10 protein-coding genes are annotated in these 16,919 nt (G+C 59.8%); 9 read left to right on the forward strand and 1 reads right to left on the reverse strand.

The window, feature by feature from the left end; all coding sequences use genetic code 11:
- Window positions 1–168 precede the first annotated feature (168 nt).
- From BQ8794_RS19490 to BQ8794_RS19510, 5 genes are all read left to right on the forward strand, one after another.
- The gene (locus tag BQ8794_RS19490) at window positions 169–993 is read left to right on the forward strand and encodes a hypothetical protein (protein WP_077380270.1); all 825 of its coding nucleotides are present in this window, start codon (window positions 169–171) and stop codon (window positions 991–993) included.
- A gap of 74 nt (window positions 994–1,067) precedes the next feature.
- A complete protein-coding gene (locus BQ8794_RS19495; RefSeq protein ID WP_077380438.1) occupies window positions 1,068–1,592 on the forward strand; it encodes a GNAT family N-acetyltransferase in 525 nt (174 codons plus the stop codon).
- A 201-nt stretch (window positions 1,593–1,793) separates the two neighbouring features.
- Window positions 1,794–3,179, forward strand: a complete 1,386-nt coding sequence (locus BQ8794_RS19500; RefSeq protein WP_077380271.1) for a hypothetical protein — start codon at window positions 1,794–1,796, stop codon at window positions 3,177–3,179.
- A gap of 290 nt (window positions 3,180–3,469) precedes the next feature.
- The gene (locus tag BQ8794_RS19505) at window positions 3,470–6,769 is read left to right on the forward strand and encodes an ATP-binding protein (protein ID WP_077380272.1); all 3,300 of its coding nucleotides are present in this window, start codon (window positions 3,470–3,472) and stop codon (window positions 6,767–6,769) included.
- Between the two features lie 18 nt (window positions 6,770–6,787).
- The gene (locus BQ8794_RS19510) at window positions 6,788–7,468 is read left to right on the forward strand and encodes a redoxin domain-containing protein (RefSeq protein WP_077380273.1); all 681 of its coding nucleotides are present in this window, start codon (window positions 6,788–6,790) and stop codon (window positions 7,466–7,468) included.
- A gap of 49 nt (window positions 7,469–7,517) precedes the next feature.
- Here BQ8794_RS19510 and BQ8794_RS19515 read toward each other — a convergent pair whose 3' ends face one another.
- On the reverse strand, window positions 7,518–10,493 hold the full coding sequence (locus BQ8794_RS19515; protein ID WP_077380439.1) for a trifunctional glycosyltransferase/class I SAM-dependent methyltransferase/polysaccharide deacetylase: 2,976 nt from the start codon (window positions 10,491–10,493) through the stop codon (window positions 7,518–7,520).
- 915 nt (window positions 10,494–11,408) lie between these two features.
- Between BQ8794_RS19515 and BQ8794_RS19525 the strand changes: the two genes are divergently transcribed.
- From BQ8794_RS19525 to BQ8794_RS19540, 4 genes are read left to right on the forward strand one after another with little or no spacing between them, the layout of a single operon-like run.
- Complete coding sequence (locus tag BQ8794_RS19525) at window positions 11,409–12,074, forward strand: coiled-coil domain-containing protein (protein ID WP_077380274.1); 666 nt, start codon at window positions 11,409–11,411, stop codon at window positions 12,072–12,074.
- 7 nt (window positions 12,075–12,081) lie between these two features.
- Window positions 12,082–15,147 carry an OmpA family protein gene (locus BQ8794_RS19530; RefSeq protein ID WP_077380275.1) on the forward strand — a complete coding sequence of 1,022 codons (3,066 nt, stop codon included), beginning with the start codon at window positions 12,082–12,084 and terminating at the stop codon, window positions 15,145–15,147.
- Window positions 15,148–15,163: 16 nt separating this feature from the next.
- Window positions 15,164–15,655 (forward strand): Rab family GTPase, encoded by a 492-nt coding sequence (locus BQ8794_RS19535; protein ID WP_236389330.1) that lies wholly within the window; start codon window positions 15,164–15,166, stop codon window positions 15,653–15,655.
- Between the two features lie 3 nt (window positions 15,656–15,658).
- Window positions 15,659–16,729, forward strand: coding sequence for an adenylate/guanylate cyclase domain-containing protein (locus BQ8794_RS19540; RefSeq protein WP_077380277.1), 1,071 nt, complete (start codon window positions 15,659–15,661; stop codon window positions 16,727–16,729).
- The last annotated feature ends 190 nt before the right edge of the window (window positions 16,730–16,919 follow it).

Consider the following 16,919-nt stretch of genomic DNA (forward strand, 5'->3'; position numbering starts at 1 on the left):
CCCTGGAGGCGTCTTTGGTCCGAGTGCTCCATCTTACTTCGAAACGCATCGTACGGCCATTCGAATAGATAGGCCTGGTGACAGTTCAATTTCCATTCGGCGGATTTTCACCGGCCGCTAGCGGCACTATGATGGGCAATGGGGCATTCATCTTTGGGACTTTCTCCCATGCCGACATCCAACAACCCGCCATTTCCTGCGGCCCTGCGCTTTTTTTCTGTGGTGGTCATCATCGTCCTGATCGTCGGCGCCGGCCTGTTTTTCGCGCCTGTGCTGGTCAAGCCGCGCTGGCCTTGGGCCGTCACGCCGTTCAATGCCCGCTTCCTCGGCGGCTTCTATACCGCCGAAATGGTCGTGATGGCGGCGCTGCTGGTCTGGAATCGCTGGTCGCCCGGCCGGCTCGTGCTCGTCATGGCCTTCATCTTCACCGTCATCGTGTCGGCGGCTTCGTTCATCAATCTCGGCTATTTCAACTTCGAGCGCAAAGCGCCCTGGCTCTGGTTTTTGGTCTATCTCGCTTCGGTCGCGGTATCCGGGCTGTTCCTGTGGCGGGCCAGGGCCCGTCCTTCTGCAAAAGGCGTGACCTTAAACCCCGTATGGCGCGGCTACATGCCGGTGGAATCGGCGATCCTTGGGCTCTATGGCGTCGGCCTGTTGCTGTTTCCCCTGACATTCGGCAGCATCTGGCCATGGCCGATCGATGCCTTCCACGCTCAGGTCTACAGCGCCATCTTCCTGGCCGGTGCGGGCGGTATATATCTCGTCTGGAGAAGCGCGCCGCGCGAGGAACTGCTGGTGCTCGGCTTGGCGCAGTTTCTGGTTGGCCTGCTTGCCATCCTTGGCCTCGTTATCACCGACGCTGCGGTGCACCGGATCGACTGGACAGCGACCGGGACATTGTGCTGGCTCGCCCTTTTAGGCTGGATCGGCATCAGCGGCGTCTTCAAACTCTACGCCGCCTCTCGGTATTTTAGCTCGCAATCGGCGTCATAGGCTGCAGAGACGGCTGGATTTTCAGGTGACGTCCGGTGCATCGTGCCGGGCCGATAGCCTTCGCCGGGAACGCCATGACCAGCACGACCTCGCCATCCTCCGAGAAAATCCAGCCGCAGCTCCGGTCCGTCCGGCCAAGCGATGCGGAGGCGCTTTGCGCTATCTTCAACATGCCGGGCTTCCGCTCGGGCACGCTCAGGATGCCCTTCGAGATGGTGGAGCAGGTGGAGCGGCGCATCGCCAAGTCCGGCCAGGAAACCACTTGGATCGTTGCCGAGTTGGACGGCAGGGTCGTCGGCCATGGCAGCCTGGTCGTGCAGGGTTCGCCGCGCCGTTCGCATATCGGCGAGATCAATATCGGCCTTGACGATGCCTTTGTTGGCAAGGGCATCGGCTCTGCCATACTTGGCGCGCTGCTTGACGTGGCCGACAACTGGCGCGCCCTGAAGCGCGTCGAATTGACCGTCTATGCCGACAACGAGCCGGCCATCCGTCTCTACACAAGTCACGGCTTCGAGGTCGAAGGCCGGCATGTGAAGGCTGGTTTTACTGACGGGCAGTACCACGACCTCCTGAGCATGGCCCGGCTGCGGTTCTAAGATCCGCTGTTTGGCCCTTGGCTGTTTAGCCAATCTGACAACTCGTGCCGAGTCGGCGACAGGTGATTGCTAATGGAGAACTCCATAGGATACGGTCAATTGCGTCTCACACCATTTGATCGAGTTGACGAGCTGGGCCGGCCGCATCCAGCAAGTCTGGCCTCCCTTGGCGTTTGCACCGCAAGCGGCTAGACGGGACCAATGACCGCCGTTTTTGACCCAACCCCTACGCCTCCAGTCGAAATTCTGGCTGTGCTGTCGCTGCTCTGCCCGGAAGTCGTGCGTGACATCGAGCAGAACTGGAACGCGCCGGTTTCCGATTACGCCCGCCATCTGTGGCGGCCGGTGGCAAGGCCTGCATCGGGCCCGGCGATCGCTGCCCGCTCGATCCTGCGCGAAGTCCTGCATCAGCGCCTTGGTGCGATCATGCAGCCTGAAGAGATCGGCAAGGCCCTCGACGAGTTCGAGCACAGACCGGTGATTCAGTCCGGCCTGCACTGCCTGCTTCTGATGGACCGGATCACCTTCGATGCCCTCCTGCTTGCCTGGCTCGGCGCGGTCGAAAACGGGCTGTCGGCCTTCTTCGCTTTCATGGGGACGACGATGACCATGGAGACAATTGGCCGGGAGGGGCCGGGATGGCTCGATGTCGGTGACGACAAGGTCAACCTGTTTGGCATAGGTCGCCGCAAACTGTGCAAAAAAAGCGCCTGCGCGGCCGGTCCTGTCACCCTGAACAAGCGCGCGCTCGAAGCGGTGGGCGACGAAACGGATGCCAGCCGCTGGCTGGGCATGCTGCTTGCCAGTCAGGACAAGGTGTTTGGAACCGCCGCCGATGCGCTGACAGCCCTCAACGAAGATCTGGTCGCCGATTGGGATCGTTCCGGCATGGCCCTGCCGGTTTTCATCGATGACCGGCTCGCCGCGGCTGCCATGGCGCGGCATCTGGAATATGATGGCAGCCTTCTTTCCAGGCTGCTCATCGAGCCCGCAAGACGCCAGCGTCTCGAACGTGCCTTGCAAGAGGCCGCATCGAGCCCGTTTGGCCGTTTCCTGCCCAATGCCACGGCCTATTTCTGGGGCATCCGCGAGGAGCGCGTGCGCAAGCTCGTCCTCGAGAACGGGCACCTGATCGAGCCCGACAGGCCGCATGGCCTTTCTATCCCGTTCGAGCGGCCGCATCTCAGGCAGGCGCTGCTGGAGGGCGTGTTGCTGCCGAACGCGTTCCTGGTGTTCCTCGTTCTTGCCATATTGCCGCGCGTACGGGTTGTGGGCGGCCTGAGACAGATTGGATATGTAGCGCTTTTCCACTCGATCCTGCTGGCTGCGCTCGACGAAAACGCGCCGGAAGAGCGCGATCTGGCTGCGGAGCTGCAGGTTCGGGAAAATGCCTGGGGCATGCGGGTCATTGATGAAAAGAGCTCGGTCCGCGAGCAGCTTGCCGGTCTGCCGGAAGGGGCGCTCTTCCCGGACCTGCTCCGGCAATACCGTTTGCGGACACTTGCCGAGACGACCGACGACCTGAAACTGGTTCGCGAAAACGCCCGATGGCGCAAGATCGGCCAGGCTGAGATCAAGGCGAGCTGAGCCCTGCTTCAGGTTGATTTTCTGGTGCGCAACCGCAAGCGACGGCGATCTGTCGGTGAGCCTCTGGCGTCTGATCCGGCCGCTTCCTTGACGCTGATGCCTTTCGGGATTTCGACGACGGCTTCCACCTCGATCGGCAGCGCCCTGCCACCGGACCCACACTGATCGCTTGATGTCCATTTGCGCTGCCGCTTGCTGGTCGACGGCTATCGGTTCATTCTTGTGAATATCTTGGCCGTGAAGTGCGTAGCGAGATCACGCCGTCACGGCCCCTAGTGAGGTCTTGTTCGATGGACTGCTCGGGCTGCGGTTTCGAGGTTGAGGGCGGTTACGCTTTCTGTCCGAGGTGTGGCAGGCGCCAGCCCGTGCCATGCGCCAGTTGCGGCTACCGCTGCGCACCTGATTTCGAGTTCTGTCCGAAATGTGGGGCAAGCGTCGGTGCGCCCGCAAAAGCCGTCGAACGGCCTGCTCCGACGCCAAGCCGGACCATTGTGCAGCCTTCTCGAACTCCGTCGCTGCTTCCGAACATCGAAAGCGAAGATGGCCTGTATCCCGTCTCTGACGCCGATCGCCGGACGGTAACGGTCCTGTTCGCCGACCTTTGCGGCTTCACGACACTCAGCGAGCAGCTCGACCCCGAGGTCATGCAAGCGCTGCAGAACGAACTGTTCAAGGAATTGACGGCGGCCGTGCGAAACTTTGGTGGTTTCGTCGACAAATTCATCGGCGATGCACTGCTCGCTTTGTTCGGTGCGCCGGTCGCGCATGAGGACGATCCGGAACGTGCGCTTCGCGCCGCTCTCGACATGATCGCCCGGACGGCGCGGCTCGGCGAAAGCACCCCCCACTCCGGCTCGCCTCTGTTGCTCCACATCGGCATAAACACTGGTCCCGTCGTTACTGGTGGATTGGGCATCGGCACCGCCAAATCCTATTCGGTGACCGGCGACACAGTGAATACGGCGCAACGCCTGCAATCGCTGGCCGCACCGGGTGAGGTGCTGGTAGGCGAGCTCACGCACAGGCTGACCCGGCATGCCTTCTCTTACGAGTCGCTGGGTGATGTCGTGCTTCGCGGCAAGGCTGGCAGTGTGCTCGTCCATCGACTGGATGCACCGCTTGCGGCGCCGCGTGCAGCGCGTGGGCTCGAGGCGCTCGGCCTCAGTGCGCCGATAATAGGTCGTGGTGCGGAGCTCAATAGAATGCTGGCGAGCCTTGACCAGGCGTGCGGCGGCTCGGCCCAACTTGTCCGCCTCGTCGGAGAAGCCGGTATCGGGAAATCGCGGCTGGTGAACGAGTTCGTCGCCCGCGTCGGCGACGAGGATCGTTTTCGCAACGTCGCCGTGCGGCAGGCCACGTGCTCACCGCTGGGCGAACAATCATTTGGCGCCTTGGGCGCAGTGGTGCGCAGCGCTGCCGGGATGATGCAAAACGACAATGGGGACGAAATGCGGGGGAAGCTCGCAGGCTTGCTTGCCGATCTCGGCCTGCAGGGCGAGGAGGCGAAGCGGCTGATGCCTTTGCTCTACCATGTGCTCGGCCTTGGCGACCCCGATGCCACCTTGCAGCATATCGAGCCCGAGCAGCTGCGGCGGCAAATTCTCTACGCAGTCCGCACAATCATCGAACGGCGGCTTGCGTTGTCGCCGCTATTGATTGTCGTCGAAGACCTGCACTGGGCCGACGCCGTGTCGCTCGAGACACTGCGTTTCGTGATGGACAGGCTGGAACGCACGCGGTTGATGTTGCTGGTCACGCATCGCCCGGCGCCGGACAACGGCCAGCTCGACTCAAGTCGGGTCAGTCACACAGCGCTCAGGCTTTCGCCGCTCAACAGTGATGACGGACGCAGCCTGCTGGCGGCGCTTTTCGGCGAGAGCTGGGTAAACTCCGCAGGAGGGCTTCTCGACCAGATCCTTGAGCGCGCGGGCGGCAACCCCCTTTTTGTAGAGGAGATCGTCCGCGGCCTTATCGATCGCGGTGTACTGATGCGCGAGGGCCAGCGATGGCGGACCGTGGCAGGCGAAATCGCAACCGGCATTCCCGCCACTATCCAGGCAATGTTGCTTGCTCGCGTCGACCGGCTGCCCCAAGAGGTGCGCCGGTTGGCCCAGGAAGCCGCGGTAATCGGCCCGCGCTTCGATGCCACACTTCTGAAAACCGTGACAGCCGATCCCGGCCGGCTAGAAGCCGGCTGCGAACTGCTTTGCGATGCGGAAATCATCGAGGAAGTTGCCGGATCAGGCTCGGTCTCGTCGCAAAGCTACCGCTTTACGCAAACATTGCTGCAGGACGTGATCTACCAGAATCTGCTCCTGCAGCGCCGGACCGACATCCACGGGCGGGTAGGTGCTGCCTTGGAGAAACTGTGCGGCGACAAGCCGGAACGGCTCGAGGATTTGACCGTGCTCGGTCATCATTTCGCACAGAGCGCCGAGCGGGAGAGGGGCGCGCATTACCTGCAGGCGGCGGGCGATCGCGCTCGCATGATATACGCCAACGACGACGCCCTTCGTTTCTACGAGCGAGCACTGACTGCGTTGGGCGCGATCGGGCAAACACCGCTCAAACTGGCAATTGCAGAGCGCATTGCTGATTTGAGCGGCCCGGTAGGCCGCCGCGAGATCGCGCACCGCCACTACGAGACGGTGTTGCAGGCATACCGCGAGTCAGCCAATCGTGTCGCGTCGGCGCGCGTTTTGCGTAAGATCGGTCGGCTGCTCTGGGATGTCGGCAAGCGGGACAATGCAGAATCCCGCTATGCTGAAGCGGCAGCGCTCCTCGATGGAGCGGATGCCCCGATCGAGCAGGCGCATCTCTGGCAAGAACGTGGCCGTCAGGCGTTCCGTAGCGGAGATCACGCTCTCGCGGCAAAATGGGCAGACGCGGCGCTGGATTGCGTACGCTCTCTGACAACGGAGCATGTCTCCGAGGTAGGGTGTGATGCCACTCTTGTGACCGCCGAGGCACTTAATACCAAGGCTGTTGCGCTGGCTCGCCTTGGGCGAAACCGTGAAGCCGTGCGTGAGGTTGAGCGTAGCATTGAATTGGCCGAAGCCGCCGGTCTACTGGGCGCGGCCTGCCGCGGCTACACCAACCTCGGCGTGCTTTACACGACCATCGATCCGGCACAGGCGATGGAGGTCTGTCGGCGCGGTCTTGAAGTGGCGCGCCATATTGGTGATCTGGGATTCCAGGCGCGCCTCCTCGCCAATCTGGCGGTCGCTTGTTGTACTTTCACGGATCGCTGTCCAACGGAGGGCGTGCCTGCTGCCGAGAAGGCCATCGAGATCGACCGGGCGCTCGACCAGCGCGAGCACCTGCCGGTGCCGTTGATCGTGCTTGGGCAGATCCACCAGTGCAACGGCCGTCCGGAACTGGCGGTTGGCTTGTTCCACGAAGCACTGGACGTGGCCCGCGAAACGGGCGAGCCCCAACTGCTGTTTCCGTGCTATGATGGTCTTGCAACGCTTAATCTCGACCTCGACAATCTGGCCGAGGCCGAACGCTACTTTTCCCTGGCGCAGGGTATATGCGCCCAGCACGGGCTCGACCCGGAAGCGCTTGTGGTGCTGCCTTTTCTCGACTAGCCGGGATGGAGGTTGGAAATGTCCGCGCGTAGTGACTTGGTACCGCTTCAACCGGGTGACCGTGCGCCGAACTTGGTACTCGACGCCATTACCCAGGAAGGCAAGATCGCGCTTGACGACTTTCGCGGGCAAAAACCGGTGCTGGTCGGCCTGTTTCGAGGTCTGCATTGTGCGTTTTGCCGGCGCCATATCGCCGCCCAGGCGCGGCTTGATCCGGAACTGCGCGAAAAGGGCGTGGAGAGCCTGACGGTAGTCAACACGCCGATCGAACGGGCGCGTCTCTATTTCCGCTACCACCCTATGCCGAATCTGCTTGCGGCCTCCGACCCTGAACGCGCTTCACATCGTGCTTTTGGACTGCCCAATCTCGAATTCACCCAAAACGAGACGATCTGGCCGTACAAGGTCTCGATGGCAGCGGCAAAGGACATGCGGGTCGACATACCAGGCGAGTTGCCCGGTCCGATGGATCCTTTTGCGGCCAGCGAATTCCTCGACAAGAAGGACAATTACGAAGTGACCGAAGCCGACGAGCAGATGATGGCAACGGGACACGGACAATTGATAGGTCAGTTCCTGCTGGACCGGCAGGGGATCGTCCGCTGGACTTTCACCGAGGTTCCAGAGGGTGGGCGATACATGTTTGGGGCGCCAAGCCCGCAGGAGCTGATGTCAGCCGTGTCCCAAGTCGCCCAATAGACTTGCGAACGAGGTAAACGGGCGGGACACTGAAATGACACTGACAAGTTCACCGCTCTTCGAGCACGGCCTCGACCCTGGCAACAAAGTCATCGAGCGAGCGATCCCCGCGAATCTCGATGCGTGGAAGGTCGATGGGATCGCAATCGAGGTCCGCCGGCCCGTGTCTGCCGCCGAAGCCGATCCGATAGCCGCACTCCTTGGCCAGCCGGCCAAGCCGTCGGTCGGTGACAGAGAAGGGTGCCGCGAACGCCGTGGTTGGCCGACCGGTCCAGCGCTCGATGAACATTCGAGAGCGAAGCAGCTCGCTGGCCAGGTCAGAGCTCGACAGGCCATCGATCGCGCGATGCGTCGCCATGTGGCTTCCGAAAAACGCACCTTCGGCGGCGAGGCGTCGCACCGTCGCGGCGTCCATAAGCTGCGTCGGCGGACCGCTGTCGGCGTCCCACTGTGCGCTTGCGCCCACCAGGTCCGTCACCAGGAACACTTCCGCGGTCAGGTCGTTCGCGCGCAAGGTCGGCCAGGCATGATCGGCAAAGTTCTGGAAGCCGTCATCGAAGGTGATGAGCACTGGGCGGCCAGCGAAAGGGTGACGGTTGGCGATGAACCATTCCAGCTGCTCGGACATGATCGCGTGAAAGCCATTGGCGCGCAGCCATGCCATCTGGCTGTGGAATGCGGCGGGCGTGAGCCGAAAACGGGCGAGCGCGGCCGGACCTTCATCGGCGACGCTGTGATACATGAGGACAGGGATACGCTGCCGCCGCTCGCTACGCGCAACGTCGCGGCGCAAGGCCCGCGCCCCGCCCCAGACGATATTTCGCGCGACCCCGATTTCGAGGCGCGCGCGGATTGGCGCATGATCGATCATCGGTTCCGTCGCCACCTCGTCCGGTGACAGGCGGCGGAAGCGGTCTATGCGATAGAGCTCGGTCTGGATCGATTGATCGAGGACGAGGCCTTCGGTCGCTGCCAGCGTCTCTGAGATCGGTTGTGCACCGAATGTGTTCCAGTCGAAGCCGGTCCTTTCAACATTGTCACGTAACACGAATGCATGTGCGTTGATGAAACTGCCGCCAAGCGCCAATGCCTCAACAATTTTTTTTGCGATGCGCCGCAACTCGGCGAGATCATCCAGATAGTAGAGCACTTCCGAACAGACGATCAGGTCCATCTCACCAGGCAGTGTGTCCGCGCAGAAGTCCAGTACGCCGAACTCAACATTCGGCTGATCGCTGCATCGCGCGCGCGCTCGCCCGATGGCTACGGCGGAGATGTCGGTTGCGGTCAAATGGCCCACTCGCGGCGCCAGCTGCCGCGTGAAGTGGCCCTCCGCGCAGGCCAGCTCAAGCGCCCGTCCGATGGGACCGGCAGGCAGAATTTCGAGCTGCCGCTCATATTTTTCCTGCTCATAGGACGAACCGTAGTTCCAGGGATCCTCGGTCGCGAAACGGCGATTCCAGAACGACGTGCGATCATTGCCGTGCCCATCCGCTGCCGATGCACGGCGCGGCACTGAAAGCGGCTCTGTAGCTTCGGCGCTCGACCGAACCAGCCCGCGCGCTTCCGCGGCCAACCGCGCGAGTTTGCCGAAGTGGCCGTCCCGATCAGATCGGCGTCCCGCGATGGACAATGCCTCGGATGCAGATATGTCTGACTTGTCGGCGCCGGCGCCCTGTTGCGGGGCATGTACAGGCGGTCGCCTCGCAAGCCGGGCGGCACTGTGTATAAGCCGCTCAGGGGGCACGAAATCCCGGGCCAATTCAATCCAATGGCGTCTTGTCACTTTCCCGAGTACGCCGAACTGCACGACAGCCTCGATCTGGCCATCCATCATCAGATAGGCATAAATTTGATCGACTCCTTCCGGAAGCTCGATCGACGTCGGATTTCGAATATCGACGCGAATTCCAAGCGTCCGCGCCAGCCTGCGCGGCGCGGCAAGATCGTCGACGTCGAGAAGCATTTCCTCAAGGTGATACTGGACGCGGCGACCCGCGACGGGATCGTTCCAGACCTTGCCGAGTTCGGTGATCAACTCGGTGAGGGAGCCGCCGAACCTGCCCCACCTGGCAGCCAATTGCGCTGGCACCGATAGGCTTCCTACCGTAAGGCCATCGAAGGCCACTTTGGCGATCTCACGCGCCCACTTACGTCCTGCCGGGAGCGCGCGCAGGGTCTGCGGGCTGATCGAGCGGCGGCCGCAGCCGCAATCCGACACGGCGTTCCACAACGCGAACCACGCGAGTGCTTCGGAAGCGGTGCGGCCATTCGTTTCGATCGCACCATTGGCGTGAGCCGATGCTGGCTGTTTGACCCTGGGATCAGCAGAAAAGCCGCGGGCGATCACGATTTCCGCATCGGCCAGCATCTGTGTCGAATTGCGGGTGAGCGAGTTGGGGCTGGCCCGATAGAAAGCGAGCGGCTCGTCGACCATCACCCAACGTTTGCCTAGACGTGCCAGGCGCTGCCACAGATCCCAGTCCTCGCAGGTGCGCAGCGAAACATCGAAGCCGCCCAACTCGACAATTGTCTTCCGGTCGACGAGCAGCGCGTGAGTGCGGATGGCGCACCGGCGGGCGAATGTTTCGAAGGGCTGGGTCGCAACTTCCGTCGGGATGCTCGACGGGGTGAGTTCGCCATCGGGCATTACGCGCCGGAAACCGCAATAGGCGGCGACCGCATCGGGCGCGGCTTCAAGTGCGGCCAGCATTTTTGCAAGAAAGCCGGCGTCCACCCAATCGTCCGCATCCAGGAACATGAGCCAGCGGCCGCGCGCTGTCGAGATCCCGCTATTGCGCGCGCCGGCGGCGCTATACGCGCAAGAGCTCAACATCCGAAACCGGGCATCGTGCTCCACATACCCGGCGACAATCGCGGCGGTGGCGTCCGTGGAGGCGTCGTCGACGATGATCGCCTCCCAATCCATTATTTCCTGATCGACAAGGCAATCGAGTGCCCGCGCCAGCGTCACCTCCGCGTTGTGCGCAGGAACCACGATTGAAACCAAGGGATTATGCGCCACGCCGTCTTTCCCGCGCCTTGGTTCGAAGGTAGAACAAGGCTCCCGGAACATAGCCCGCGAATTCCTGGCAAAGGAAACGGTCCTTAGGGATGCTGTGTCCAAACAGTGTTCTGCGAATTCTTCCGAGCCGCCGCAACGCCACTATTGGGCTGCAAAGGGAACTTGCTCCTGTCGTGGTACCGATGCTGGAAGCCTGGCGCAGCATTCGCATCCGTGCCGCCGAGCTTGGGCGCCAGCTGTCGCAGATGCACGTTAAAGCAAGCACGCCGCATACTCATGTCGATCCCCGGAATCGGCGCCATGACCACAAGCTGCGGTCCCTGGCGCCGTACGAGTGAAATAGCTATGGCAAACTGACGTCGTTTGCAATCGGGGCGCAATAAAGCAAGTCACTGAAGCTTTGGTGTGAATGACTGCAGTTATCGGGACTACTGCTCCCCTCCTATCGACCGAAATGCCTCGATACCGAGGTGCACTCTCGAACAGCCATTCTCCGTGCGAAAGAAGACCTTCCTTCTACCGTTGGGCCCGCATCGGAAGCTGATCGTCGCAGTATACAGCCGGATGCGAGGCAGTATGTGCACCGCCATGTCATCTAATTTAGATATTTCTAATGAGTCCGCGCTACTTAATCGCGCTCCAGTAGCTATAGCCTGATATTGTATTGCTCATTTCGATAGTAGAGTTCATCCAATTGTCGATTAGATTAGCCGATTATGGCTTCTATAACAAGAGATACGAAAGCTACACCAGTCGGAACTCGTTTATTTGCTGCTAGTCCAAGAGATGTAAAAGGGACGCACGAATTGGCTTGAGTCAAGAAGATTCCGGCTTGCGAGCCGGGTATTTTGCTGACATTCTTGTCCGTTTCTGAGTTTCGCACTGTGGCAGTTGTTCAAAAGAAGGGGCACAAGGATGGCCAAGGAATCTTCGAATAGCGCTTCTCCAGCAAATAAAGCGGACGTAAATCTGATAGGTAATGCAGACGGAAACGGGCTGGCCTTCATGGCGGCCCAGGCTCGCGAGAGCGGAGGCCCCGGCGACGCTGTAGGTGTCGACAAGATACGTGATCTGCTGTTCGGCAACCAGATGCAGGACTATGACCGCCGTTTTTCCAAGCTTGAAGAACGGTTCTTGCAGCGCTTCAAGGATGTCGAATCCGAGGCCAAGCGCAATCTTGAAATGTACGAGTCAAATGCAAAGAAGCAGGTCGAATCGCTTGCGGGGCAATTGCGGAACGAAAAGGATGCACGAGCCGAGGCCGACAAGGAGATCGACCGGAATCTTCGCGAGCAAAATCAGGCGCTTGAAAAGCAGGTGCGCGCGTTGTCGGATCAATTGAGCGAGCTTGAGCGCGAAGTTGCGGACCGGATAAATCGAAGCGATCAATCGCTGCGTGAGGAAATCAAGCAAAAGAATGAAACCATTCAGATGGTAATGGAGAAAATGTTTTCCGATCTCAGCAACGTCAAGACCGACCGAAATCTTTTGGCTGGCCTGTTTGTCGAGGTTGCAAAATGTCTAAATCAGGATCCCGTCGGCAGCAAGAGCAACTCGGAACGTAGCTGGAAAGTGAGTTGATCGGAACTTGACGTCGACCGTCGACCCAATCAGCCTTGCTCAAAAAGCAGCTTCGAACGATACAGAGATTGATCGCGAGGCTCTGGCTAGTCTATTGGTCGAAATTGCCCGGAACGTTGATCCGGACTATCGTGCGCGTTTCGACGGAGTTCCAACCGCCGATCCTCGCATGGCAACGCTGCGCCAGTTGCTGGTCGGCCGCGAGATTTCGGAGCTTTCACGAGTTACGCACCTGCTCGACGAACCTGAGCAGCTTGCGTCTGCAGTTGGGGGTGTTCTCCCCAGTGCAGCCGCACGTGCGCCTTATGCGCAGCTCGGCGAGGCCCTTGCGCCAGCTGTCGAGAGGGCCGTCCAACGGTCCATCCAGAAGAGCCCGCGTACGCTTACGGATATATTATACCCGGTGTTTCTGCCGGCAATTCGCAAGTCGATCGGGGAAAAGATCGATCAGACCTTTCAGTCGCTGAATGAAACTTTAAGACATATATTTACCTGGCATGGGCTCAAGTGGAGATTTGAAGCTTGGAGAACGGGTGCGAGCTTCTCAGAAGTTGTTCTTAAGCATTCTCTCGTCTATCGTGTAGAGCATGTCTTTCTCATTAACCGCAATTCCGGGCTTTTGATAGCGCATGTAACTGCCGATAATGCAACGAGCGAAGATCCTCAGCTCATTTCTTCGATGCTTAGTGCAATTCAAGATTTTGTGAAAGACTCATTTAACGAGAAAGAACAGAGCGGCCTGGACACTATCCGTTTCGGGGAGCTTCGTCTCTGGTCGGAAGTTGGACCGTTTGCGACCTTGGTCGCGGTGATCCGGGGAAATCCGCCAGAGGAATTACATGAAATAATTCGCGATGTGTTGTTTCGCATCCATGATGAATGCTCACAGGCTTTAGAGCAGTTTGACGGCGACAGTTCGCAGTTGGCCGGCATAGAGTCGCAGTTGCAGACCTGCGTTGAACTGAAGCAGGAGGACTCAAGCCAGGGATTTCCGTGGCTAGTGGTGGCTGCAGTCCTGCTGGTTTTGATTCCGGCAGGCGGTTGGTTCCTTCTTTCCTGGCAATCCGGGCAACGCTGGCAGGCCTATGTGTCGCGGCTGAGTACCCAGCCGGGCATCATCGTTGCCGAACAAAAGGTGCGCGATGGCCAATTCTATATTGCCGGCCTGAGAGACCCGCTTGCCGCCGACCCGCAGTCGCTCTTATCCGGAACGCAGGTCGATCCCGCCCGCGTTCATTCACAGTGGCAATTCTATCAGAGCCTTGAGCCGGAGTTCGTGTTGAAGCGGCTAACGGCGTCGCTGGCTCCGCCGAAATCGGTTCGACTTTCGATCGTCAATGATCGCATCGTTGCCGAGGGTGAGGCTCCCGACACCTGGATAGATCGGGCACACGCAGCGGCCCGACAGCTTTCGGCAGGCGGACCGGTATTCGACATCTCCAAGGTTCGTGATGTGAGCCCCGAAGCACGCGCGGCGGAGCACTGGCAGGCCTATGTGTCGCGGCTGAGTACCCAGCCGGGCATCATCGTTGCCGAACAAAAGGTGCGCGATGGCCAATTCTATATTGCCGGCCTGAGAGACCCGCTTGCCGCCGACCCGCTGTCGCTCTTATCCGGAACGCAGGTCGATCCCGCTCGCGTTCATTCACAGTGGCAATTCTATCAGAGCCTTGAGCCGGAGTTCGTGCTGAAGCGGCTAACCGCATCGCTGGCCCCGCCGGATTCAGTACGACTTTCGATCGTCAATGATCGCATCATTGCCGAGGGTGAGGCTCCCGACACCTGGATAGATCGGGCACGCGCAACGGCCCGACAACTTTCGGCAGGCGGACCGGTATTCGATATCTCCCGGGTCCGTGATGTGAGCCCCGAAGCACGCGAGGCGGAGCGCTGGCAGGCCTATGTGTCGCGGCTGAGTACCCAGCCGGGCATTATCGTTGCCGAACAAAAGGTGCGCGATGGCCAATTCTATATTGCCGGCCTGAGAGACCCGCTTGCCGCCGACCCGCAAGCTTTGCTGTCCGGAACGCAGATCGATCCTGCCCGCGTTCATTCGCAGTGGCAATTCTATCAGAGCCTTGATCCGGAGTTCGTGTTGAAGCGGCTGACGGCGTCGCTGGCTCCGCCGAAATCGGTTCGGCTTTCGATCGTCGAGGATCGTATCGTTGCCGAGGGTGAGGCTCCCGACACCTGGATAGATCGGGCACGCGTAGCGGCCCGACAGCTTGAGGCAGGCGGACCGGTATTCGACTTCTCCAAGGTTCGTGATGTGAGCCCCGAAGCACGCGCGGCGGAGCACTGGCAGACTTACGTGTCGCGACTTGAGGCCCAACCCGGGATCATCGTCGCCCAACAAAGGGCGAGTGGCGGGCATTTCTATATTTCCGGCCTGAGAGACCCGCAGGCCGCCGACCCGCAGGCTCTGCTGTCCGGAACAGGGGTTGATCCTGTTCGCGTTCATTCGCAGTGGCAATTCTATCAGAGCCTTGATCCGAAGTTCGTGGTGAAGCGACTGATGGCGTCGCTGGCCCCGCCGGATTCAGTACGATTTTCGATCATTAAGGATCGCATCGTTGTCGTGGGTGAGGCTCCTGCCGCCTGGATAGATCGGGCGCGGGTCGCCGCCCAACAACTGGCCGCGGACGGACTCTCTCTAGAAATTTCCGAGCTGCGCGAGTTGACCCCTCAGAAACTCACGCATTTGAGGGAGGCTATTCAAGCGGTCGACATTCTCTTCGATTCTGGCAAGGCTGTACCGGGACCAGAGCAACTGCCGGTTCTCGACAAATTGGCGAATCAGTTGAAGGAATTGGCCAAGGACGCCCGCAAGGCAGGCGTAACAGCACAGTTCATGTTGACTGGGCATTCGGACGCCGTGGGCCGTGAGACGGCCAACGCGTCGATCAGCGCCGCCCGCGCCGAGACAGTTCGTGCGCTTCTCAAGAAGCGCGGCGTCGCTCCGGAATCGCTTTTGGTTCGCGGCGCGGGCACCTTTGAGCCGGCGGAGACTGAGAATAGCCGAACCGGGAGCTCCGCCAATCGCAGAGTTTCGGTTACGGTAAACTTCCACTAGGGCGGAGCCCAGGATATTGCAAAAAAAGATCTGCATGTTGGGGGGGTTCGCTGTCGGGAAGACGAGTCTGGTTCGCAGGTTTGTGCAAAGCATCTTTTCAGAAACCTACTTGACCACGGTGGGAGTGAAAATCGACAAAAAGAGTGTCGCATTCCCGGACAAAACCGTGGATCTGATTTTGTGGGATTTGGCCGGCGAAGACGATATCGGCTCATTCCGCGTCAGCTATGTGCGAGGTGCGAGCGGGCTCGTGCTTGTCGTCGATGGAACCCGCGCCGCTACTCTTGCCGTGGCGCTCACGCTGCGCGAGCGGGCCGAGGCCGAATTCGGCCCTATGCCGTTTGTATTGCTGTTCAACAAATCCGATCTGGCCGACCGATGGGCAATACCGGATAGTGAGATTAACGAATTGAGGCAACTTGGATGGCAAATCTATCTAACAAGCGCGCTTTCGGGTGAACATGTTGACGATGCGTTTCGTCAGCTTGCTTCGATGGTCACCAAATAGACCATGCAATCGTTGCCAAGAGAAGTCAGAGGCTGGATTTATAATTTCTTCTACAACGAGCACTCTGTCGCATATCTGAAAATTGACGCCCAGCTTTGCATCGCTGCGAAGGGCGGTAGTGTTGAACATTACGGCCTATCATCACTTTGCATTGGCAAGCCCGTAGCCGAGCAGCTTGCATTCATGGAAGGCTTGCTGCCTTGCCCGGAGCTTCCATATCATATGGCCATGGTCGAACTGCCCAGCGGGCGTGTCGCGGACCTTCATCTTTTTGCTGACAATGACTTCGTATGGCTGCTCTTTCTTGACGCCACTGCCGAACGCGACAATAGGCAGCGGCTTCAACAGAAGGCTTATGAAATGACACTCCTGCAAGAGAGGGAGCGTCAACTCAACGAAAAATTACAATTGACAAACGAGGCGTTGAGGCAGAGCCAAGAGGGATTGTCGCGTGAATACCAGCGCGCCGAAAGCCTACTCCTCAACATTCTTCCGGCGTCGATCGCGGAGCGGTTAAAAGCGGACGAACAAATTGCTGACAACCATGCTGACGTGAGTGTGCTTTTTGCCGACATCGTCGGCTTTACGGAAAGAGCGCGGAGCGTCGGAGCCGAGACAACGCTGGCTATCTTAAATTACTTCTTCAAGGCGGCGGATCTGCTCTCGGAACGATACGGCTGCGAAAAGATCAAGACAATCGGCGATTGTGTGATGGTGGTCGCTGGCCTGCCCGTCGCGCGATCCGATCATGCAGAAGCCCTTGCGCACTATGCACTTGAACTGCGGAAGGCGGTTAAGCACGAACGCTTCGCAGGAGAACCGATAAGACTCAGAATTGGAATTCACTCAGGACCAATCGTCGCGGGCGTCATAGGCAAAAGGCGGTTTGCCTATGACCTGTGGGGCGAGACCGTTAATCTCGCCGCACGTATTCAAACGTCAGCGGAGCCCGATGAAATCCGCATATCGGATGCAACTCGCAAACTGCTTGGGCCAAATTTTGCTTGCGACCCGCTCGCGGAAACGGAATTGCGTGGTACAGGTCGTGTGCGAATGTGGCGGCTTCCGGCCTGATTTGCCGGTTGGCAGTGCCGTTTGAGGACATCGCCGAAAGACGCGTGTTCCTCGGCATGAGGTAATTGTCGCCAGATCGGCAACAGGCGCTGCTCGATTTCCTTGAAAAAAGTATCTTCGAACCCTGAATGGATCAGGCCTTCGAAGATTGCACTTCGGGTAAACATTGCCGTCTCCGCCCGAAAAATGG

Origin of the sequence: Mesorhizobium prunaredense (assembly GCF_900156895.1) — a bacterium.
Lineage (GTDB): Bacteria > Pseudomonadota > Alphaproteobacteria > Rhizobiales > Rhizobiaceae > Mesorhizobium > Mesorhizobium prunaredense.